The sequence below is a fragment of the Parendozoicomonas callyspongiae genome (genome assembly GCF_023502345.1).
Lineage (GTDB): Bacteria > Pseudomonadota > Gammaproteobacteria > Pseudomonadales > Endozoicomonadaceae > Sansalvadorimonas > Sansalvadorimonas callyspongiae.
The window spans coordinates 221,504-241,580 of the sequence record NZ_JAMFLX010000002.1 but is presented as its reverse complement, the minus strand read 5'-3'; the positions used below and the strand labels follow the sequence as shown (position 1 = coordinate 241,580).

Genomic DNA, 20,077 nt, shown 5'->3' with positions numbered 1-20,077 from the left:
CAAACCGGCTGCCCTGATATGATCGAATCCTAAACCCCTGCTTTCTGCATCGCGGCAAAAGATTCATCGGCTGCCTGTAGAGTCTGCACAATCACATCCTCAGTATGAGCCGCTGACAGGAACATATTGTGCCATGGATGGAAGTACACACCGTTCTTCAACATTTCAGTACAGAAGAAGTTACCCTTCTTGCGAATGGCATCCTTGTTAAACAGCAGCATGGGAATGGCCGCCGGACCGGTCTGCTTGAGTTCATAGCCATACTTTCCAGCCAATTCGTCCAGCCCCTGACGCAGCATCATGCCATTTTTTTCCAGCATTACCGGCAGATTCAGACGCTGGATTTCCTTAATTGTAGTGATTGCAGCAGCCATAGGCGATGCAGCAAACCAGTAGGAACCCGTGCTGTAAATCTGGCTGGCAGCTGTCTTGAATTTTTCACAGCCAAGTACAAAGGAGATGGGATGGCCATTGGCTATGGCCTTGCACCAAGCACTCAAATCTGGCTGCACACCAACAAACTTGGCCCAGGACACATCCAGTGAAACCCGGAAGCCGGCCCTGACTTCATCAAGAATCATGGCTGCGCCGGTATCATCACACACTTTACGAACATGCTGGGCAAATTCCCTGGTCGGAATTTCCTGATCCATAAAAACATCATGTTTGAAAGCGGAAACGATCACACCGGCCAGATCATCTCCTGCCTGTTCCACGGCTTTATCAAAGCTGGCGATATCGTTGTACTTGTAATAGATCATATGGGCACGATCTTCAGGGGTGACACCGGCAGGAATCGGGGTACACCAGGGATCAGCGCCATGATAGGCAACCTTGGCCGCCAGAACTTTCTTCTTCCTGGTGGCTGCGCGGGCAGTGGTGACACAGATTGTGGTGGCATCAGTACCGTTCTTGGCAAAGAAAGCCCAGTCGCAGTGAGTTACGGTATTGACCAGAAGTTCTGCCAGCTCCACCATCTTTGGAGAGGGGCCGGTCATACAGTCACAATCCTTTCTCTGCTGATTGACGGCTTCTTCAACCAGCGGATAGTTATAACCCAGCATATTGGTGCCATAACCACACAAGTAATCTATGTACTCTTTACCGGTCACATCCCATAAGCGACAACCTTCAGCTTTTTGAAAAAACTGGGGAACACCGGGGTTCATCATAGCAACGTTCTGATGCCCGTAAACACCATTCGGTATTACTTTCTTGGCACGTGCCAGAAGTTCTTCAGAATTATAAATCGGATTCAGATTTGTCATTATTGTTCTCCTGCTGGAGTTTATTGTTCTTTTTCCCTACACCTGTCGTGATCTATTGTCCGTTGGATGCAAACCTTGCCTGAACAGCCTCAATTTCAATACAGGTTAATTCCTTGGCACCACCTATTGCCTCAGCATCTCAGTAAATATGGGCCTGCTCTTCAACTTTTTTGTGGTTCTCCACCCTGCAACCTTATAAGGGGCTGGGACTCACTTTTGACAGCTTTTGGCATTCGAGTATTGACGTAGATCATCATGTGAAGGTTATTCTTATTTTTATTTGACAGAGTGCCAAATCACGCAGCCTTATAGGTGCTTATAGATGATTCTTTAGTATTTATCACAATTCTATGTGATACAGATCAAACTATTACATTGACTTTTTTCTTATGTTAACTCTCGGTTGATTCCAAATTTTGCTGTCAAGCAAGTCTGACTCTCAGCCAGTAAATAAACAGATAACAACTGAACAGCAACAACAAGAAATGAGGTGTATGCAATGTCTGATGTTCAAGCAATCATGGCAGTTATGCGTGACAAGTTTGACTCAGAAGCCGCACAGGATCTGGATGCGACTCTGCAGTTTAATCTGAATGATGGCGGTGAGTTTTTTGCCATTATTAAGCAAGCCACTATTGATGTCGTTGAAGGCAAGCAGGACGACCCAACTGTTATCTTGATGATGGAATCCGATACCTTGTCCGATATTCTGGAAGGTCAAGCTGATGGCATGACCTGCTTTATGACCGGTCAGCTTCAGGTTGAAGGTGATATGATGCTGGCAGGACAGATTACTGAACTTTTTCCAGCCTGATAATAACCATGTTAATTAATGAAAAAGCCACTGCTGATTCAAGGTGGCTTTTTCTCTTTAATTACATCTAATAATAATGCATCGAATGCCTCGCAGGAAGATGTCAAAAGATATTCGCCAGGTAAATAAGAATGCTTAGAAAAACAACCACTCTTGCTACAGCCATATCCGCCATCACACTCGCCATGTCAGTCAATACCTTCGCAGACAGCCATGCTGCCGATGGTGTTTTCGACGGAGCCTTCAAATCAAGTTGGGATCAGTTTGTTGAAGACTCCTCTTTTGATTATCGGGTGAGGTTATCTCATTTTGATTTGTCACCGCATAGAGGAGATATTACCCACCAGTTAACCCGCGATGAAATTAGTGCACTTGAAAGTCTAGGGCAGGTTCCTGCAGGTACAACAGCTGTACTTGATAATCCTCTGGTTCCTGATGCAAACAAACAAGCTGCTATTGCTCAAATCAGTCAGGGTGCCAGTGCCGATGCAACAGCTGGAGTCAAAAAAGACGGGGATGTTCGGGAAACAGGTGTAGGTTTATGGACCCACTTTAAATCTGGCTACCTCTTTGATTTTATCGGATTTGATCTTGGCACTAACAGCGGCAAGGTTATTGCCAGTCCCGGCACCGGCAGTAAGCTGGCACCCGATGCTGGTAGTTCGACCATGAGTCGTATTGCCATTGCAAACGTCAAGTTACGCTATGGTGATGAAGACCGTTACATCGGCCTGCGTCACGGTAAGATGCAGCTTGGACTGCCTCACTTCTTCCGCGATCCCAATGAGTGGCTTCTGGACCATCAATATAAAGGCACAATGATTGATGGTAAATGGGATAAATTCTATGTCTATGGTCTGGATCTTGAAGCTTATTCAGACGTGAACAAGAAGAAGTTCATTGATATCAATGATGTCTCTTACTTCAATCGAGCTAACTTTGACAGTACCTACTCCCTTGGTAGTGACTATAAATCTGACTACGGCACACTGACTGCTGAAACCACCTGGTCAGATAACTACATGCGCAGCAACCTTATGCAGGTTGAGACAGGTCTGCCACTGGCCAAAGTAGGTATGAATGTGCCAGATAATATGGATCATATGCTAATCTTGGTGGCACAACATAGCTGGCAGAAAGCAGAGAAAGATTTTGTTAACCAGTTTGGCAAGCATCTGCCAGATCATAAATCCACAACATCAGAAGTTCTGCTGGGTATGCAGTATGACGCACTCTTTGTAGGTGCTTCTGTATTGCAGATTGGCGATAAAGGCTTCTTCCATCCTGGCATAGGTAAGTGGAATGGTGGTCTGATTGATATTCTGACCGATGAAACCCTGATTAACGAATGGAACCAGCCAAATCAGCGTACCATCTCTTTCGCCATTGATTACAACTGGAAAAACTTCGGAGTCCCTGAGTTCCGTACCGGTATGATCACCTCCCATGCCAGCAAGATTGATATGGACCAGGTATTGAAGAATGGCGACGCCCAGTACTACCTGACTGGCAAGGACAAGTACAAAGAGACAATCTTTGAAGCTGAGTACAAATGGCAGGATGGCCCTCTTGAAGGTCTGGGTGCCCGTGTCAGTGCCGGCTGGGAAACCAACCAGGCTGAACTCAAAGGTTTCGGTGCTTTCATAACTTATGATGCAGCACTGTTCTAGATTTTCATTCACCTTCAGCAAGAGCCCCTTTTCAGGGGCTCTTTTTTGGGGCGGCAATTGTGTTATTCCTGTTTTTTGCTTTTTTGTTGAAGTGTTTCGATATATATGCGTAGGGAAATTATTTGTAATAATATATGATTGTATAATATTGTTAGTTTTTATCGGCATTGAACGACAGGTATCTCATTCCAGCAGGTTGTATACCGGGAACAGAGATGCTGTTGCTTCATATGCCAGCGGGCCGGTGTAAATCCTGATACCGCCGGTTTTAAAACCTCACGACCAAACCGCTGGTTTATCTGGTCCATTACTTTCATGCTGCCAGTGCTGCTCTGCCCTGATTCAAACAGGTCCCCCTGGTTAATGGAGCAATCACTAATATTGAGAAAGACAAAACCGGCCTTGCGATAGGCATAGCCCTCGCGGAAAATCCTGTTTACCCCTTCCCTCACCTTTTTAAGCCATGCCTGAGTACTGTCGCTGGCCTGCGGCAAAGATAAAATCAGGTTGCCGTAGTACTGCTCCGATTTCTCCTCAAATGGATTAGTACGAATAAACAGCATGGCCTGGGAAGCTTTCTTATTCTGCAGGCGCATTTTTTCACAGGCCCGGCTGGCATAAGTGGCAACAGCCGCCTGTACTTCCTTCTTGCTTCTGACTGGTTCACCAAAGGAGCGGCTGCACATAATTGTATGCTTATTACCAACACTCCCCTCTTCCCAAGGGAGGCAGCTTTCACCGCGCAACTCTTTGACCAGACGCTCTTCCGCAATCGAGAACTGTTTGCGGATGCGGGATGGCTCTTGGTTAGCCAAATCAAGAGCACAGCGAATCCCCTTCTCTTCCAGACGCAACCGCAATCTGCGCCCTATTCCCCATACCTCACCAACAGGGGTAATTTCCATCAGCTTTTTCTGTCGTGCCACAGACGTCAAATCCACAACACCGCCAGTTGCGGGATAACGTTTGGCGGCATAATTCGCCAGCTTGGCCAGAACCTTGGTTGTTGAAAGGCCGACACCTATCGGTAACCCTGTCCACTGTCCTACCCGCTGCTGGATTAACTTCCCATGTTCAGCCCAGTCTGCAATAGAAAAGCCATCAAAGCGCAGAAAAGCTTCATCAATGCTGTACACCTCAACATCCGGAGTAAAGCTGCCAAGCACCGTCATAAAACGGTCTGACATATCACCATAGAGAGGGTAATTACTGCTACGGATATAAATCTTCCGCGAGTTAAACAAACCCTTCACCTTAAAAAAGGGTGTTGCCATGGCAATATTCATGGCTTTCAGTTCAGGGGTTCGGGCAATAATGCAGCCATCGTTATTCGACAGCACACCCAGTGGCTGCCCCCGCAATTCCGGCTCGAAAACCCGGTGACAGCTGCAATAAAAACAGTTGGCATCACAGTGGGCAATAATGGCAGGCGGTGTCTGGCTCATATATCAGCGAAAAGAGTGAATGGTGTGAACCACAACACCCCAGACCTCCAGGGTCTGACCATCTTGAAGCCGTATCGGGCTGTAAGGTGGGCTGGCACTGTGCAGTTCAGTGGAATCAGGTGCCTGCATCAGGGTTTTGATACAAAGCTCACCATCCAGCAGACACATAACAATATCGCCATTGCGGGGCTGCAGTGATCGGTCAATCAACAGTATATCGCCATCAAAAATACCTACCCCTTCCATGGAGGATCCCTGGGCACGGGCAAAGAACGTAGCAGCTGGATGCTCAACCAGAAGGTCATCCAGTGACAGGCGTTGCTCAAGATAATCCGCCGCCGGGCTGGGAAAGCCGCAGGAGGCTGGCGATTTATAGAATGGATAGCTGTTTACATCACTTGAATCAGGTTTTTGTAAAACCTTGATATCCATTCCTGCTTCAGGAACACGGGTTTCCACGATGATGCCTCATATCATAACTGTATGTATATACAGTATTAAATGAGCGCAATATTTTCAAGAAGCAGAAGCCCGCGTTAACAGTTGAGGAGAGGCAAAAAAAGAGAATATTTATCAGGAAGGAAAGTGGTCAGGAGTTGTACCCGGAGCAATATACGCAGCTCCGGGCACAAAATTTAAGGCGTTAACTGTCTTTCTTAAAGAGACTGACAATACAGAGAACAAAAGCCAGAATATAAATGCCGAAAATGACACACATCCACTGAGCCATATTCTGTCCCAGGAACAACCAGTCATCCTGGCCGCAAAATCCTGTTGGCATAAACATATCAGGCCACCAGTCGTATAGAGGGAGCCCAAAAGGAAAGTCAGGCAAAATCTTGCAGGTCAGGAACAGACCCTCATCACCGTAATATCCTATCTGCTTCATGGCTGCCTGCAGCCCATAGAGCGCACCGGTGATCCAGATCAGGTAACCAGCTCCCCGGACGAACCTGTTTCCAGGTTCGATCAGCATGACTATGGCCGCCGCAGCCAGCAACATGACGGCCAGCCGCTGATACACACACATCTCGCAAGGATCCATCAGCATCACATACTGGAAAAACCAGGCGGTTGATTCCAGAGAAATAGCCGTGACCAGCATAATCAGCCAGGTCACTCGTGAGTTTTGCCAGCTGCGAATAGCTCCGAGGGGTGAAGATCGAAAGTCGTTCAGCATTTTTGCCAGTGTGTTCACGTATAAACGGCTCCGGGATAATAATCAGTTTTTATGACTGTGCCAGCAGATAGTCAATCAGGGCATAAAACTGGTCAAATGATTCCAGACTATCCATCTTGATCAGGTATCTGCCATTAACAATAAAGGATGGGGTAGATGGTACATTCTGCTCATAACCTTCCCACAGTTTAAAGGTATTTTTCAGTTCTGGGTTGCTGACATTCTTTTCAAACTCTTTCTGGCTTAAACCTGCTTTGGCCAGGGTGGCGAAAAACTGCCTGTCCGACGTCCAGTCACCAGCCATTTCATCATGCACACTTGAAAACAGTGCATTTTTTACGGCCTTCAACTTACCCTGCTTTTCCGCCACCAGTAATGCTTTACTGACCTTGTCACCATATTCAGCGACATAAGCAATATGAGCCTGGTTGAAGACCACCTTCTTGCGGGCCATATCCTGCTTGACGGTTTGAACCAGATTCTTTTCCCATTTATAACAGTGACCGCAGTATATCGAGTAGACCTCTGTTAAAGTCGGCTGCGCTGTTTTCCGGAAGTTCTGTGGCAGCTGTACATAGTTCTGACCTTCTGAAAAGTTATAGCCAAAGGCTGCAAACGGCAGTGTCAGCAGCAAAAATGCTGCGGCCAGTTTTCTCATCATTACCAGCTCCCCTATCGATGCGTTCTTGAAGATTTATCTGAAATCGAATCTTCAAATATATGAATTTATTTTCATATAAGGGTTTTAACCTATCACTTTTCGTGAGCAATTAAGGCAGATAAGAGAACGAAGAAACAAGAAAAGTAAGGGGGGGGGAAACACACACCTTTCATAAATATCACGCATTACCCTTTAACAGAACCAGCCAGAAGACCACGGATAAAGTAACGACCCAGAAAAACATAAATCAGCAGCACCGGAATCGCCGCCAGAATTGAGCCCGCCATTGGCAGATTCCAGCTGACAGCCTGTCCACCAGCAAGTTGCGCCAGGCCAACCGTAATCGGGTTTTCGGAATGGCGGGTCAGGGTGATACCCCACAGGAACTCGTTCCAAATCTGGGTAAACTGCCACAAGCTTGTCACCACAAAACCGGGGATAGAGAGCGGAAATACCACCCGGGTATAGATGGAGAAGAACCCTGCCCCATCCAGTCGTGCAGACTCAATCAAAGCCGTTGGAATCTGGGCATAGAAATTCCGGAAAATCAGCGAGGTAATCGGCAGGCCATAAACCACGTGGGCCAGAATCAAGCCTGGCAGTCCACCATACAGGTTCATGGCCCTCAGGGTTTGGAACAGCGGAATCAAAATCACCTGGTAAGGGATAAACATCCCGAACAGGAACAGCGTGAAGATAATCTCACTGCCCCGGAAGGTCCATTTGGAAAACACATAACCATTCAGGGACCCCAGCACTGTTGACAGTGCCGTGGCGCAGACCGTCAGAATCAAACTGTTAACCAGGTTTGGTTTCAGCAAATCCAGGGCTTCGGAAAAACTGCTCCAATTGATAACGCTTGGCCATTCCCAGGCCGTGGGCAGGCTGATCTCGGCCGGTGATTTTAAAGCCGTAACCAATGCCATATAAGCCGGCATCAAATACAGAATAACCAGAATACCGAGCACGACATACAGCACAATTGTTGCGGGGGAAAGCTTACGTTCCATCTTCTACTCTCCCTTCTGCTGGCGGTAGGAACTGATCAGGTACGGGATAATAAACATCGCTGCCACCATAAACAGCACGATGGCAATCGCCGCGCCTTTGGCAAAATCATTGGCCCGGAAAGTCGTCAGATACATATTCAAAGCCGGATGTCCGGTCTCGGCATTATCCGGTCCGGTCATGGCAAAGATCAGGTCAAACATCTTCAGGGAGATATGGGACAGAATAATCACCGCGCTGATGGTGATCGGTTTCAGCATCGGAATCGCTATACGACGATAGTAATCCCACTCGGATGCACCATCCAGCATGGCAGCATGACGAAGGTCCTGGGAAATACCATTAAAACCAGCCAGATACAGTGCCATGGTATAACCGGAATACTGCCACACTGTCGCCAGGATAATACCGAGAGTGGCCAGGTTCAGACCATGCATCTCTTCCATAATCATGGCCTGCGGCAGAAGATCACCAAACAGCCAGACTATGGCCCCAATAATCACGCCAGGAAGAATCCAGCGTTTCATGGCCCGGTTAGGATCTCTCTTAAGACCCAATAAGCCAACAATAATCAGAATAAAAGCTGCGATATAAAGAATAATGCCCAGCAGGTTCTGCCAGTTAAACAACAGCACCGACTCTTTACTGGCCAGCCACTGGAAACTTAACGGTTCCATACCGGCATAAGTCGGTAGAATATTTACCCCGCCCTGGGGAGCCAGCAACCAGCGCCAGATAGTACCGGAAACAATAAACGACAGAGACATGGGATAGAGAAAGATGGTACGAAGAAAATCTTCCCCCATAGGTTTTCTATCCAGAAGAATAGCGATAAACATGCCAAGACCAACAGCCCCGGCCAGCAGCAGAACCGAGTAATAAACCGCGTTCACCAGGTCCTGACGGAAACGGCCTTCCAGAAAACCGGTAAAGAGATCTACATAGTTCTGGAAGCCTATATAACTGATCTGCGGATCTTCCGCGAGTGCGCCAACACCACCCCAGTCAGTCAGGGAGATCCAGATGGTATTGCCAATAAATCCGTAAACAAAAATACCAATCAAAACAATGGAAGGCAGGAGGGTTAAAAAAGCCTTGATCCTGTCCCGGGAAACTTCACGCATTGTTACCCTCAACCCATATCAACATAAGCAGTCAGACTCTTGTTTGGCTCTTATGGAAAACAACGAAAAGCCGGGAGCAGAACTCCCGGCTATAAGACTGTCTTACTGACCAATCTTGTTCTTCATGGCAATGCTAACCATCGCTTTACCAGCCGCATCAGAATTGCGGGTCTTCAGGTACATTTCCATAACGGTTGCGAAGTCATTCATAAAGCCTTCATTCGCAGTCACACCGTGAGCCAGGGAGCCGACGATACGATCATGACTGAAGTCCTTGGAAGCAGACTTGGCATAGTCGTTGTACTTGGACAGGTCACTGTCAGTACGGGCAGAAATAGAACCTTTCAGTGGGTTGAATGCATCGGAGCCATCTTTAGAGCCGAGGATCTTCAGCCATTCAATCGCTTGATCACGGTTTGGTGATTTCTTGGGCAGACCGAAGGAGTCAGCCAGGAACATGAACTGACCGTTGGTACCAGGGCTGGCAACCCAACCAAAACCAGTACCAGGCTTCAGCTTCTTGGTCGTGCTCATGTAACCAGCAGCCCAGTCTCCCATCACGTTAAAGGCCGCACGACCATCAACAACCATATCGGTAGCCTGCTGCCAGGACAGGGAAGACGCATCAGTGTTGGTGTAGTCAAGCACCTTACCGAACAGATCCCATGCTGCTACAGCTTCAGGGCTGTTGAATGGCAGCTCGCCAGTCCACAGTTTGTCCCACTTCTCGGCACCGAGAGAGGCCAGAGCAACGGATTCCCACAGGTGGTTGGCAGTCCAGTTCTGAGCCAGCGCCAAAGGAACAACACCCTGGGCCTTCAGCTTGGGAGCGATTTCAATAAACTCTTCCCAGTTCTGTGGAGGACGAACGCCCCACTTGTTGAGATTATCAGGCACATACCACATCACGTTGGAGCGGTGAATGTTGACAGGCACAGACCAGATACCGTCATCAGTACCGATCAGCTTAACCAGACCTTCAGGGAAGACATCCATCCAACCCTCTTGCTCAAACAGAGGAGTCAGGTCTTCCATACGGTCAGCCTTTACCCAGGTACCGATCAGTTCCTGACCGGCATGAACCTGGAAGCTGTCGGGTGGGTTACCACCAAGCATACGGGTTTTCAGAACGGCCTTGGCATTCACACCGGAACCGCCGGTCACAGTGGCGTTAACCACATCAACCTTGGGGAATTTCTTGCCATGGATATCAATCAGGGCTTCCAGTGCAGGGCCTTCATCACCGGCCCACCAGGAGAAAATCTCCAGCTCGTCGGCAACCTTGTCAGCAGCCTGTGCAGGAATAGCACCAGCAGTCAGCATTGCGGATGCGCAGACAGCGATCCCCAGTTTTTTCAACATAGTCCGTCCCTCCTTCTTAATTGGTATGGACTTCAATTTCCTTTTTATGAGCGATGTCTCTTTCCGGGGTGGTTCCCTCAGCTGTTCCTTCGAGCTGGGCCACAGAGGAAAGGGCCTCTTCCGTTTCAGGGTCGAACAGCACGACTCTGTCGAAACAAAAACCGACTTCAACTGAAGAACCGGCCTGCATCTGCACCCGTCCTTCAACTTCTGCAATAAGACTGATTTCGTCGTCCACCACCAGATCCAGCAACGACTGACCACCGAGAATTTCCGTGAGCTCCACCTGGGCGGTACAGCGCCATTCGGGAGGGATACGGTTCAGGCTATCTCCAATCTTGATGGCATCCGGACGCAGGCCAAACAGAACTTTCTGCCCTTCCCACAGGTTCTTTCTGTCTTCCTGCAGCGGGAAAAAGGAGCGTTTTGTTCGCACACCCAGCCTGCCCTGATCCCTGGCAACAGTACCTTCGAGAATATTCATGGGAGGATTGCCAATAAACTGAGCGACAAAAACATTGGCGGGCTTTTCATAGACTTCAACAGGTGTGCCCACCTGCTGGATAAGACCATCCTTGAGAATGACGATGCGGTCAGCCAGAGTCATGGCCTCAATCTGATCGTGAGTCACATAGATAGTGGTGGTGCTGAACTTCATATGGAGTTTTTTCAGCTCCATACGCATCTGGGTACGCAGCTGGGCATCCAGATTGGAAAGAGGTTCATCGAACAGGAAGACATCCGGCTGCCGTACTATGGCACGCCCCATGGCAACACGCTGGCGCTGCCCTCCGGAAAGTGCTTCCGGCTTGCGATCAAGATAGGGTTCCAGTTCGAGCATGGAAGCGGCCTTGCGCACCTTCTCGTTAATTTCTTTCTGGGGGCGCTTGGCCATATCCAGGCTAAAACCCATATTGTCATGCACAGTCATATGGGGATACAGCGCATAGTTCTGGAACACCATGGCAACATTGCGGCTTTTGGGATCAACTTCATTCACACAGCGATCACCAATATAAATCTCACCATCACTGATAGATTCAAGACCGGCAACCATGCGAAGGATTGTTGATTTGCCACAGCCGGAAGGGCCAACCAGCACAATAAATTCGTTGTCTGCTATTTCCAGATCAATACCGTGTACAACCCGAACATCACCAAAGCGTTTGACAACACTCTTTAATTCGACTTTCGCCATTGTGCTGGCACTACCTGTAACTTAACCGTCAACCAGTTGGGAGAGATAGAATGAAACTGGTTTGCTGATTTTTTTATAACGAAGAAAGTGCGAACGGCTTCACAATACCGTGAGTGCTCATATCAAGACATATCAAACACGATCAAACATTGTCTTGAGAGCATCATTAATTCTCTTTACCCCCAAAGAGAAAGCACCTGTCTGTTACAAGGCAGTGAGTGTGAATCGTACAGCACTACAATTATTCTTTACTTCACCGTCGTGAAGTTGATCTACTAGTACCATAAAACCCGAAAGCGCTCATTGCGATTATTGGAAAGAACACTGTTTTTTTAATTCAATGCCTAGATTTTTACCGGAAAATTACTCATTCCCAGTAAAGGCTCAATAAGACAAAAACAAACAGGTAATAAAAAGATTCAAACAAAGAGATACTCCAGCCACACAATTAAAATGAATTAGGAGTTCATATTTATTATGTGGCTGAAGAAATCAAAAAAAAACTTATCAGGAAGATAATTAAGCCGGTGCATCTTCCAGACTATGGAACTGGGATAAAACTTCATGCATAAGTTTAATTTTTATTAGTATCTGTTGAATTTTTGGGACCTGATTTTCGGATTCCATAATTGGCAGACTCTGCACCTCATCAGACAGTTCAACCAGATAAGGCAGGAAACGGTTTGCCCGTGCATTAAAGCCTGAGTCCTGTTGAAAGATGGCAGTGAAATTTCCTTTCTTGTCCTTCTGCAGGCTTTCCAGAATTTCGTCCGCTTTCTGGGACTTGGTATAAAGATCTTTCAGACTGGCAGTTAATTTGGTCTGAATATCCTGAATATTGATCTCTTGAGACATTGGGAACACTTATAGCTTGAAAACGATGCAATTATAGCCAGCTCAGCGGTGCCGCCACCAGCAGCATGTTTTACTATGTTAACGAAACCTGCGTAGGTGAATATTGTCAGCCTAATCCTGACTGCTATCACCAACATCTGGCGTTGAACTATTTCTGGTTAACGGTTTTTGAGCCTTTATAGTTTCTCCAGCGGCAATGGCCTGGCCGAAAACAAACCTTTGAAAAGGCTCGCCCACACATCCCCCGACCATAAAGAGGCCTCTTATACTATCTTCATAACCTTCATGAGTTGAGCAATTTATAACCTCGAGACCGAGCAGCTGCTTGTCAGTGAACTTTGTTTTTAACCATGAGAGATCAGGACGGCTGCCAATAAGAATGGCGACATGATGAAAACGAAAAGTCTCATTCTTTTTCTCTGGAGTTAACAGCTCACACTTCCCTTCGCTCATGGCCTGCAGCTGCCAGTCTTTCAGCTGGGTGTATTTGTTCTCATGTCCTGCAGGTTCCTCAATCACATTAACCAGCCCCTGATGCTCGGGACACTCCTTAAGCTCTTTAAGGGCAAAGAGCACTTTTGATGAACTGAGGGGAGAGTTTTTTGAAATATGTTTTTTACCATCCTCGATAGTTTTCCCATCCACGATATGCGTGACATGGCATTGCTGTTTCCAGGCATGAATAATCACATCGGCTGCAGATAAACCACTCCCTAGCACCAGAATCTTTTGGCCAGGCTTTATTTTTTCAAAGGCTTCACGGGTTGTATGACTGACGTGAGCAGCATCTTCACCGGGTACTCCCTTCCGGTTAATATGAGTGCTACCCACCGCACAGACCAGATTGCGACACTTCAGAATCTGCTCAGAGCCAGATTGATTTTGTAGACTCACCTTCACATTCCAGAGACCACCTTCCTTCCAGGCATCAATAACTCGATAGCCAGTATGCATTCGAGACTGATCAAGGGAAGAGGCATATGTCTCAAAATAAGGGCATAACTGGCTATTAATAATTTTCTTTCTACCCGGGCGGGTATCATCCCATTCATGAGGATTTCCCTTAGCGAACCAGGTATCCAGCGGATAGTCCGGAAATTCCATATAGGTATAAGGGCTGATGGTCATCTGATCACTGCGGTAGGTCTGCCAGCTTCCTCCCGGCGGCAGTTCACTGAAAAGATGCCAGTCTACGGCCTTGTCCGGATCATCACGCCATTTCAGGCAATGAACCTGCTCATCAGTGCCATTAAGAAAGCGAAAACTGTCAAACCAGTTGCCAGCCGGGGTTTTCCCTCGGCTGGTACTCAGCGATTCAGGAAACTCATCCCAATAGACGCGCCCCTCGAACTCCTGACAAGCCAGATGCTGCATATCCCCGCACTCTTTCTGACCATGGAAAAATTCCCGGCCGCTTAGAATTCTGGCAACCATCAGTGCAGTCGGACCACTTCCAACAATAATTGTGTTAATCGTTCGACCATTGAGAGAGGCTGATGGATGATCTTCATCGCACCCTTGCTGGGAATGTGTTTGCCGACCAGAGGCAGATACTGGAGTCAAAGGCTTGGCTCTCTTATAGGGAGGTATCGGGTAATGATTTCGATCAACAGAAAAACTTGTGGTTCATAACGGGTAACAGCCTGGTTATGCGTTTATTGAAAGAATGATGGAGGAAGGGAAAGATAGAGGGAGAAGCATCAGCTGATACTCCTCCACTTGCGACAAATTAGCCAAACAGATCAGGTTTGACCTTCAAACAACCCTGCAGGTAGAGATGGATATCGGTTTCAATAGCCTCTTTGGATGCTTCAGCATTTTTACCCCGTTCAATCATTCCCAGCAGGGACATCTCCTTATCCCGTAACTCAATCACCTCCCGACTTCCTGACGTAGCCGGATTCACTTTATAGAGAACCGGAGCCTGTTTCTTCGATACGTTGAGAGTGACTTTTGTCCATTTAATACCACTCATTGCTGTCTCCTGCCCCCCACCTGTCACTGAAATCATTACCCATAAAAACTGGTACGAAAGAACTACAGAAAGATTATAGGCATAAAAAACCTCGCCGAGGCGAGGTTTTCAGACAGCGCAACCTATCAGTCACGACCACTCAGGGCCGTCAGTAGGTTCAGCAGATGGATAAACAGCATATAGATATCCAGGTACAGGCTCACAGTTGCCATGATGTAGTTGGTTTCACCACCGTGAATAATCCGACTGGTATCAAACAGGATCAGGGCTGACGCCAGCAGTACCGCACCAGCGGAAATTGCCAGGCTTAAACCGGACATATCGACAAACAGACTCACCAGTGATGCGCCAACAAGAACCAGAAGCCCGACGAAGACAAAGCCACGCAGGAAACTGAAGTCCTTCTTGGAAACCATCACGTAGGCAGACAGGCCAAAGAAGATAAAGGCCGTGGAGCCCAGAGCCGTCATCAGGATTTCGCTGAGGGCCGGATTAGCCAGATAAACTGACAGCAGCGGTCCAAAGTTAAATCCAAAGAAGCCGGTGAAAGCGAACACCAGAGGCAGCGCCCAGATGCTGTTACGGGCCGCCTGTACGGCAAACAACAGACCAAGGCTGATTACCAGTGACAGAATGGGGCTCATAAAGCCCGCTCCGATAGACATAGACACCCAGGCCATGGCTGCACTGAACAGCAAGGTCATACCCAGAAGCATATATGTATTCTTGATAACCTTGTTTACGTTTATGCCCAAACCGCCTTGTACGGCCTGTTCACGGACATATGGTGAGGGTGATTGAGCCATAATGTACTCCCTGCAGGTAGTTTCCGAAGAATTAGTCTATGCCATAAGCATACTGCGCAAAATTCGCAAATCAAGCTATATGGCATTGACTACAAAGATTATTTCAGTATTATTCACCTCGTCTTCGGCGCACGGCACTGACGTTCAACGAAGATTTCGGAGGGATGACTGAGTGGTTGAAAGTACCGGTCTTGAAAACCGGCGTAGGTTAATAGCCTACCCAGGGTTCGAATCCCTGTCCCTCCGCCATTTTACGAAAGGCTCGAGACCGCAAGGTTTCGGGCCTTTTTCGTTTACGACAGATAACCCCTGCAATAATTCCATCTGACTTTGTAACCATGATCACCTCTTTGCTTTGATACGCAGAGAGACAGCTTTCAGTTTCACAATGATTCCTGTGATCAGCTCATGCTAGAATCCACGCCATCGCAATCCATGTCACAGTTATGAACTACACACTGGTTATTCATGGCGCTCCGGCTTCCAGCCAGTCATGCCAGACAGCCCTGAGTTTTGCCCGCGCGGCCCTGAACAGAGGTCATAAAATTGCGCGCGCCTTCTTTTTCCGGGATGCCGTCCATATCGGTTCCGGGTTGACTGTTGCCCCACAGGGGGAAGCTGACCTCCATAAAGCGTGGAAAGAGCTGGCTGAAGAGCATGAAATTGATCTGGTGATCTGTATATCAGCCGCTCTTAAGAGAGGGCTGGTCGATGAGCGGGAAGCCCGACGTTATGACAAGGTGTCACATAATATTGATGCTCCCTTCAATTTTTCCGGGCTTGGCCAGCTGATAGACGGTGCGGCAACGTCTGATCACGTCATAACTTTTGGGGATTAACCGGACCATGAAATTCTGCTTTATCAGCTCTCATGCGCCCTATGGCAGCACTCTGGCCCGTGATGGTATTGAAAGCCTGCTGGTCGCAGCCTCTTATGATATGAATGCCACTGTGCTGTTCATGGGAGATGGCGTCCTGCAGCTGGTTGCGGAGCAGGAACCCGGTGAACTTCCTCAGAAGAATACCGGAGCCATGCTTCAGGCCTTGGAGATGTACGGAATTGAGAATATTCTGGTCTGCCGTGAAGATATGCTGGTTTTTGGTCTTCAAGCTGAACAGCTGCTTCTTAAGGCAAAACAGGTTTCGCGTTCTGATATTCCTGGCATTATCCGTGAACAGGACCGGGTGTTAAATTTCTAACCTCCTCGATTTTCAAACAGCATGAGCAGAATACTTCACACAGTTAACAAATCCGCCAGCGCTCCGGCCCTTGATCTGGCAAAGTGTGCGCTGGCAGAAAATGATGCCCTTCTGTTTATCGAAAATGGTGTTAACGCCATTATTGAAAACAGCCTTAGCGCCAAAGCCCTGGAACCCCTGTCGCAAAACCACAGCCTGTATTGCCTGAAAGCTGATATCCAGGCCAGGGGGCTTAGCAGAATGGTACCGGAATGGGTACAGGTTATAGACTACGACGGTTTTGTACAGCTGACAGAACAACATACCAAGACACTAAGCTGGTTCTGATGAAAGACCTGATTGTGAACAACTCTTCCATCCCTCTGGATAACGATGGTTATCTGGTTAATCTGGGAGACTGGAACCAAGATGTGGCCAATGCCCTTGCTTTGGATGAGCAGATAGAACTCCGTAAAAATCACTGGGAAATCATCACACTTATCCGCAGGTTTTACGAAACCTTCGAGCTTGCTCCAAGTCAAAGACCCCTTGTAAAGTTTGTAAAAGAGCAATTAGGCGAAGAGAAAGGCCGCAGCATCTATCTGATGAAACTGTTTCCCGGCAGCCCGGCTAAAGTGATTGCCCGTATCGCAGGTCTGCCGCGCCCTACAAACTGCTTCTGACATTCCCGTAAAACGGACTCTTTTTACGAGAAAAAGACAGATTTCTCACCATTCGCCGGCATTAAAACATTGCAAGCGTTTCATCTACTTATTGCCGGTGAAGCGGCTGAACTCTATAGTTCGCGCCTCACCGAATCGACGACACCCGGCAGGAAAAAAGAATCATTTCATGAGCCCCGTCACATTTATTTATGGCCCGATGAAATCCGGCAAAACTGCGCGCCTGATTGGCGATTACTACGCGCTGTCAGAGGATCACTCTGTCCTTGTCGTTCGTCCGGCTATTGATACCCGCTCTCCGGACAACAAGGTAAAAAGCCGCAACGGTCGCGAGCTACCCTGCTTTGTTTTCGACTCGACTGAGACTCTGACCCAGATCGTTGAAAACGAGCAACCGGAACACCTGCTGGTCGATGAGGCCCAGTTTCTTCCCGAAGAAACTATCAACACCCTCATCCGGATGTCATTGAATGGCCTGAAAGTTCGTTTCTACGGCCTGCTGACAGATTATCGCGGTGAAACATTTGCCGCATCCGAAGCCATTACCCGCTTCGCCCAGAAACTGGATCCTGTATTTGCCGACTGCACCTGTGGCAAACCCGCCCAGTTCACAAAATTTACCGGCCAGACCAATGGACGCACCATTATTGTCGGCCACGATGAACACTATTTCCCTGTATGCACCGAGTGTTTCCTGGAGACCTGCGAATGATCAAAGACCAGACCAACCACTTTGTCGCTGTTGAAGCTAACATCGCCGCAGGTAAGTCCACCTTGCTTCCCCGCCTGGCCAAAGAAATGGGCTGGGAGCCTCTGAAAGAGCCGGTTGATGATGCCCGCTTTACCGAACTGCTGGAAGACTTCACCAAGCACCCTCACGATGCCAACCGTCGTATTCGCTTCCAGAAGTACATTACCGAGCGCCGTGCCGAGTTAGTGAAAGGTCTGGACTCCAGCAAGAACTACCTGATCGAGCGCTCCCTGTACTCTGACCTGATTTTTTCTCAGGCCAATTTCCTGTCCATGGAACGCCCTGACGCCATGTACATGGATTACTACTACGACATCAAGCGTCGTCTGACTGACTACCCACGTATCAGTACAGTCGTATACCTGCGCACCACACCTCAGGTTGCCTACGACCGCCTGATCAACCGCGCACGCGCTGCTGAAGATGGTACTCCACTGGAATACCTGAAGGATCTGCACAACTTCCACGAAGCCTGTCTGCCTCAAATCTGCCGTGAGATGGAGACTCCTTTGCTGACTCTGGAGTGGGATAACTTCGGCTGCGAGAAAGAAGTGGCTCGCCAGATTCTGAATATCATTGGTGAAGATACAAAAGAAGCGGCTTAACCGCTTCTTTTTAACGCCATGTTTCTGGTTCCGGCTCCGGCTGGAACCACCCAAGACTCCCTCTCAACTCAACGACCCCGCCAATAATAATCAGAGTCGGTGGCTTTACTTTCTCCTGCTGAATAATTCCTGGCATTGTTTCCAGAGTTCCTGTCCATACCCTTTGCTTTTGCGTTGTTCCCTGCTGAACCAGAGCAACCGGTGTCGTTTCTCCACGACCGTGACTGATCAGCTGCCGGCAAATCTCTTCCAGACCCATCAAACCCATATAGAAAACCAGAGTCTGCCGATCATCCTGCATCTCATGCCAGGGCAGATCAATCGAACCATCCTTAAGATGACCAGTGACAAACCGGACGGACTGAGCAAAGTTCCTGTGAGTCAGAGGAATTCCGGAATAACTCGCGCAGCCTGAAGCAGCTGTAATCCCGGGAACAACCTGGAAAGGAATACCTTCCGCAGCCAGGGTTTCAATCTCCTCTCCGCCTCGCCCGAAGATAAAGGGGTCTCCTCCTTTCAGACGCAAAACCCGCCGCCCTTCACGCGCAAAACATGCCAGCAGCTGGTTGATTTCTTCCTGTGGAAGGGCGTGTTTATCCCGTTTCTTGCCAACGTAAAGCCGATCTGCGTCACGGCGACAAAGCGCCAGCACTTCCGGCGAAACCAACCGGTCATAAAGAACCACATCAGCCTGCTGCATAAGGCGCAACGCCTTAAGGGTCAGCAGGTCAGGGTCACCAGGCCCACCACCAACAAGATAAACCTCACCCATCGACTGTTCGGAATGATCGGCCAGCTCGGCAGCCATCAAGGCCTGAGCCTTTTCCTGGTCACCGGCCATAGCCGCTTCAGCAGCAGCACCTGTCAAAGCCTTTTCCCAGAAGTAACGCCGATCATTAATGGAACTGAATTTTGTCTTGACCTGTTCCCGGAACAGACCAGCCAGCTGGGCCAGACGCCCATATCCCTGGGGAATCAAACCCTCAAGACGGGTGCGAAGGAGGCGTGCCAGAACCGGAGCTTTGCCGCCACTGGAAAGCGCGATAACAAAAGGAGAGCGATCAATAATGGCCGGCATAATGGCACTTCCCAGATCCGCGCCATCTACCACATTGGTGAAAAGGTTTAGTTTTTCCGTGTCACTCGCTACCTGTTTATTGATCTGGTCTGAGTCAGTAGCAGCTATAACCAACCGTGCCCCACCACAATCTTCGGCACGATATTCACGCCGAACAAGCTGGTGTTCCTCACTCTTCAGCATGTCACAGAGTTCAGATTTAATCTCCGGAGCAACCAGTCGGATATGAGCTCCGGCAGCCAGAAGAAGGGTCACTTTACGCTGGGCGACATCGTCCCCTCCAACAACAAGAACCCGTTGTTGCTTGAGATTTAAAAATAGAGGCAGGTAATCCATACAGAACCACTTATAGACCAGCGGGAAATCTTACCCGCTACAGAGTGGTCAATACTGTACTCGCCTCAATACACCAAGA

Annotated in this window: 22 protein-coding genes and 1 tRNA gene; 9 read left to right on the top strand and 14 right to left on the bottom strand. The window is 48.4% G+C overall.

Translation table 11 applies throughout. The features are described 5' to 3' along the window. Positions 1-29 precede the first annotated feature (29 nt). On the bottom strand, positions 30-1,268 hold the full coding sequence (locus M3P05_RS02510) for an aminotransferase class III-fold pyridoxal phosphate-dependent enzyme (protein WP_249697652.1): 1,239 nt from the start codon (positions 1,266-1,268) through the stop codon (positions 30-32). Between the two features lie 499 nt (positions 1,269-1,767). Here M3P05_RS02510 and M3P05_RS02505 point away from each other — a divergent pair, with 499 nt between their 5' ends. Beyond that, the gene (locus M3P05_RS02505) at positions 1,768-2,082 is read left to right on the top strand and encodes an SCP2 sterol-binding domain-containing protein (RefSeq protein ID WP_249697651.1); all 315 of its coding nucleotides are present in this window, start codon (positions 1,768-1,770) and stop codon (positions 2,080-2,082) included. A 131-nt stretch (positions 2,083-2,213) separates the two neighbouring features. Beyond that, positions 2,214-3,752 (top strand): OprD family outer membrane porin, encoded by a 1,539-nt coding sequence (locus M3P05_RS02500; RefSeq protein ID WP_249697650.1) that lies wholly within the window; start codon positions 2,214-2,216, stop codon positions 3,750-3,752. Between the two features lie 158 nt (positions 3,753-3,910). On the opposite strand, the gene M3P05_RS02495 is transcribed toward M3P05_RS02500, so the two are convergent. The 12 genes from M3P05_RS02495 to M3P05_RS02440 all read right to left on the bottom strand — a co-directional run bounded on the left by M3P05_RS02495 (position 3,911) and on the right by M3P05_RS02440 (position 15,366). Then, positions 3,911-5,197 carry a Y-family DNA polymerase gene (locus tag M3P05_RS02495; protein ID WP_249697649.1) on the bottom strand — a complete coding sequence of 429 codons (1,287 nt, stop codon included), beginning with the start codon at positions 5,195-5,197 and terminating at the stop codon, positions 3,911-3,913. Positions 5,198-5,200: 3 nt separating this feature from the next. After that, positions 5,201-5,656, bottom strand: a complete 456-nt coding sequence (locus M3P05_RS02490) for a LexA family protein (protein ID WP_249697648.1) — start codon at positions 5,654-5,656, stop codon at positions 5,201-5,203. A 184-nt stretch (positions 5,657-5,840) separates the two neighbouring features. Continuing rightward, positions 5,841-6,395: a disulfide bond formation protein DsbB gene (gene dsbB / locus M3P05_RS02485; protein ID WP_249697647.1), complete on the bottom strand. Its 555-nt coding sequence runs from the start codon at positions 6,393-6,395 to the stop codon at positions 5,841-5,843. Positions 6,396-6,426: 31 nt separating this feature from the next. Then, positions 6,427-7,038, bottom strand: coding sequence for a thioredoxin domain-containing protein (locus tag M3P05_RS02480; RefSeq protein ID WP_249697646.1), 612 nt, complete (start codon positions 7,036-7,038; stop codon positions 6,427-6,429). 185 nt (positions 7,039-7,223) lie between these two features. After that, entirely contained in the window at positions 7,224-8,048 is an 825-nt protein-coding gene (locus tag M3P05_RS02475) for a carbohydrate ABC transporter permease (protein WP_249697645.1), read from the bottom strand. 3 nt (positions 8,049-8,051) lie between these two features. Then, positions 8,052-9,170 (bottom strand): carbohydrate ABC transporter permease, encoded by a 1,119-nt coding sequence (locus M3P05_RS02470; RefSeq protein ID WP_249697644.1) that lies wholly within the window; start codon positions 9,168-9,170, stop codon positions 8,052-8,054. Between the two features lie 102 nt (positions 9,171-9,272). Further along, a complete protein-coding gene (locus M3P05_RS02465) occupies positions 9,273-10,532 on the bottom strand; it encodes an ABC transporter substrate-binding protein (protein ID WP_249697643.1) in 1,260 nt (419 codons plus the stop codon). A gap of 16 nt (positions 10,533-10,548) precedes the next feature. Then, complete coding sequence (locus M3P05_RS02460; RefSeq protein WP_249697642.1) at positions 10,549-11,730, bottom strand: ABC transporter ATP-binding protein; 1,182 nt, start codon at positions 11,728-11,730, stop codon at positions 10,549-10,551. Positions 11,731-12,249: 519 nt separating this feature from the next. Then, entirely contained in the window at positions 12,250-12,585 is a 336-nt protein-coding gene (locus tag M3P05_RS02455) for a hypothetical protein (RefSeq protein WP_249697641.1), read from the bottom strand. 111 nt (positions 12,586-12,696) lie between these two features. Next, the gene (locus tag M3P05_RS02450; RefSeq protein WP_249697640.1) at positions 12,697-14,148 is read right to left on the bottom strand and encodes an NAD(P)-binding domain-containing protein; all 1,452 of its coding nucleotides are present in this window, start codon (positions 14,146-14,148) and stop codon (positions 12,697-12,699) included. A gap of 166 nt (positions 14,149-14,314) precedes the next feature. Then, on the bottom strand, positions 14,315-14,560 hold the full coding sequence (locus tag M3P05_RS02445) for a hypothetical protein (RefSeq protein ID WP_249697639.1): 246 nt from the start codon (positions 14,558-14,560) through the stop codon (positions 14,315-14,317). Positions 14,561-14,685: 125 nt separating this feature from the next. Continuing rightward, the gene (locus M3P05_RS02440) at positions 14,686-15,366 is read right to left on the bottom strand and encodes a Bax inhibitor-1/YccA family protein (protein WP_249697638.1); all 681 of its coding nucleotides are present in this window, start codon (positions 15,364-15,366) and stop codon (positions 14,686-14,688) included. A gap of 158 nt (positions 15,367-15,524) precedes the next feature. Here M3P05_RS02440 and M3P05_RS02435 point away from each other — a divergent pair. The 7 genes from M3P05_RS02435 (at position 15,525) to M3P05_RS02405 (ending at position 18,584) form a co-directional block, all read left to right on the top strand. Then, positions 15,525-15,615, top strand: a tRNA-Ser gene (locus M3P05_RS02435). 197 nt (positions 15,616-15,812) lie between these two features. Continuing rightward, entirely contained in the window at positions 15,813-16,205 is a 393-nt protein-coding gene (gene tusD / locus M3P05_RS02430) for a sulfurtransferase complex subunit TusD (protein WP_249697637.1), read from the top strand. A 7-nt stretch (positions 16,206-16,212) separates the two neighbouring features. Continuing rightward, positions 16,213-16,566, top strand: a complete 354-nt coding sequence (gene tusC / locus M3P05_RS02425) for a sulfurtransferase complex subunit TusC (RefSeq protein ID WP_249697636.1) — start codon at positions 16,213-16,215, stop codon at positions 16,564-16,566. A 21-nt stretch (positions 16,567-16,587) separates the two neighbouring features. Next, positions 16,588-16,893 (top strand): sulfurtransferase complex subunit TusB, encoded by a 306-nt coding sequence (tusB, locus tag M3P05_RS02420; protein WP_249697635.1) that lies wholly within the window; start codon positions 16,588-16,590, stop codon positions 16,891-16,893. Then, positions 16,893-17,228 (top strand): TusE/DsrC/DsvC family sulfur relay protein, encoded by a 336-nt coding sequence (locus M3P05_RS02415; protein WP_249697634.1) that lies wholly within the window; start codon positions 16,893-16,895, stop codon positions 17,226-17,228. Before tusB ends, M3P05_RS02415 begins: the two co-directional genes overlap by 1 nt. Positions 17,229-17,397: 169 nt before the next feature. Beyond that, positions 17,398-17,940: a thymidine kinase gene (locus M3P05_RS02410; protein WP_249697633.1), complete on the top strand. Its 543-nt coding sequence runs from the start codon at positions 17,398-17,400 to the stop codon at positions 17,938-17,940. After that, positions 17,937-18,584, top strand: a complete 648-nt coding sequence (locus M3P05_RS02405) for a deoxynucleoside kinase (protein ID WP_249697632.1) — start codon at positions 17,937-17,939, stop codon at positions 18,582-18,584. Before M3P05_RS02410 ends, M3P05_RS02405 begins: the two co-directional genes overlap by 4 nt. Positions 18,585-18,594: 10 nt before the next feature. Here M3P05_RS02405 and cysG read toward each other — a convergent pair whose 3' ends face one another. Then, positions 18,595-19,998 carry a siroheme synthase CysG gene (gene cysG, locus M3P05_RS02400; RefSeq protein ID WP_249697631.1) on the bottom strand — a complete coding sequence of 468 codons (1,404 nt, stop codon included), beginning with the start codon at positions 19,996-19,998 and terminating at the stop codon, positions 18,595-18,597. Positions 19,999-20,077: the final 79 nt, after the last annotated feature.

Bases quoted from the DNA above. Each gene is read 5' to 3' on its own strand.
- M3P05_RS02465 (WP_249697643.1), bottom strand. From the start codon at position 10,532: ATGTTGAAAAAACTGGGGATCGCTGTCTGCGCATCCGCAATGCTGACT.
- M3P05_RS02440 (WP_249697638.1), bottom strand. From the start codon at position 15,366: ATGGCTCAATCACCCTCACCATATGTCCGTGAACAGGCCGTACAAGGC.
- tusB (WP_249697635.1), top strand. From the start codon at position 16,588: ATGAGCAGAATACTTCACACAGTTAACAAATCCGCCAGCGCTCCGGCC.
- M3P05_RS02500 (WP_249697650.1), top strand. From the start codon at position 2,214: ATGCTTAGAAAAACAACCACTCTTGCTACAGCCATATCCGCCATCACA.
- M3P05_RS02470 (WP_249697644.1), bottom strand. From the start codon at position 9,170: ATGCGTGAAGTTTCCCGGGACAGGATCAAGGCTTTTTTAACCCTCCTG.
- M3P05_RS02475 (WP_249697645.1), bottom strand. From the start codon at position 8,048: ATGGAACGTAAGCTTTCCCCCGCAACAATTGTGCTGTATGTCGTGCTC.
- M3P05_RS02505 (WP_249697651.1), top strand. From the start codon at position 1,768: ATGTCTGATGTTCAAGCAATCATGGCAGTTATGCGTGACAAGTTTGAC.
- M3P05_RS02495 (WP_249697649.1), bottom strand. From the start codon at position 5,197: ATGAGCCAGACACCGCCTGCCATTATTGCCCACTGTGATGCCAACTGT.
- M3P05_RS02455 (WP_249697641.1), bottom strand. From the start codon at position 12,585: ATGTCTCAAGAGATCAATATTCAGGATATTCAGACCAAATTAACTGCC.
- M3P05_RS02480 (WP_249697646.1), bottom strand. From the start codon at position 7,038: ATGATGAGAAAACTGGCCGCAGCATTTTTGCTGCTGACACTGCCGTTT.
- tusC (WP_249697636.1), top strand. From the start codon at position 16,213: ATGAAATTCTGCTTTATCAGCTCTCATGCGCCCTATGGCAGCACTCTG.
- M3P05_RS02410 (WP_249697633.1), top strand. From the start codon at position 17,398: ATGAGCCCCGTCACATTTATTTATGGCCCGATGAAATCCGGCAAAACT.
- cysG (WP_249697631.1), bottom strand. From the start codon at position 19,998: ATGGATTACCTGCCTCTATTTTTAAATCTCAAGCAACAACGGGTTCTT.
- M3P05_RS02510 (WP_249697652.1), bottom strand. From the start codon at position 1,268: ATGACAAATCTGAATCCGATTTATAATTCTGAAGAACTTCTGGCACGT.
- M3P05_RS02460 (WP_249697642.1), bottom strand. From the start codon at position 11,730: ATGGCGAAAGTCGAATTAAAGAGTGTTGTCAAACGCTTTGGTGATGTT.
- M3P05_RS02405 (WP_249697632.1), top strand. From the start codon at position 17,937: ATGATCAAAGACCAGACCAACCACTTTGTCGCTGTTGAAGCTAACATC.
- M3P05_RS02445 (WP_249697639.1), bottom strand. From the start codon at position 14,560: ATGAGTGGTATTAAATGGACAAAAGTCACTCTCAACGTATCGAAGAAA.
- M3P05_RS02415 (WP_249697634.1), top strand. From the start codon at position 16,893: ATGAAAGACCTGATTGTGAACAACTCTTCCATCCCTCTGGATAACGAT.
- tusD (WP_249697637.1), top strand. From the start codon at position 15,813: ATGAACTACACACTGGTTATTCATGGCGCTCCGGCTTCCAGCCAGTCA.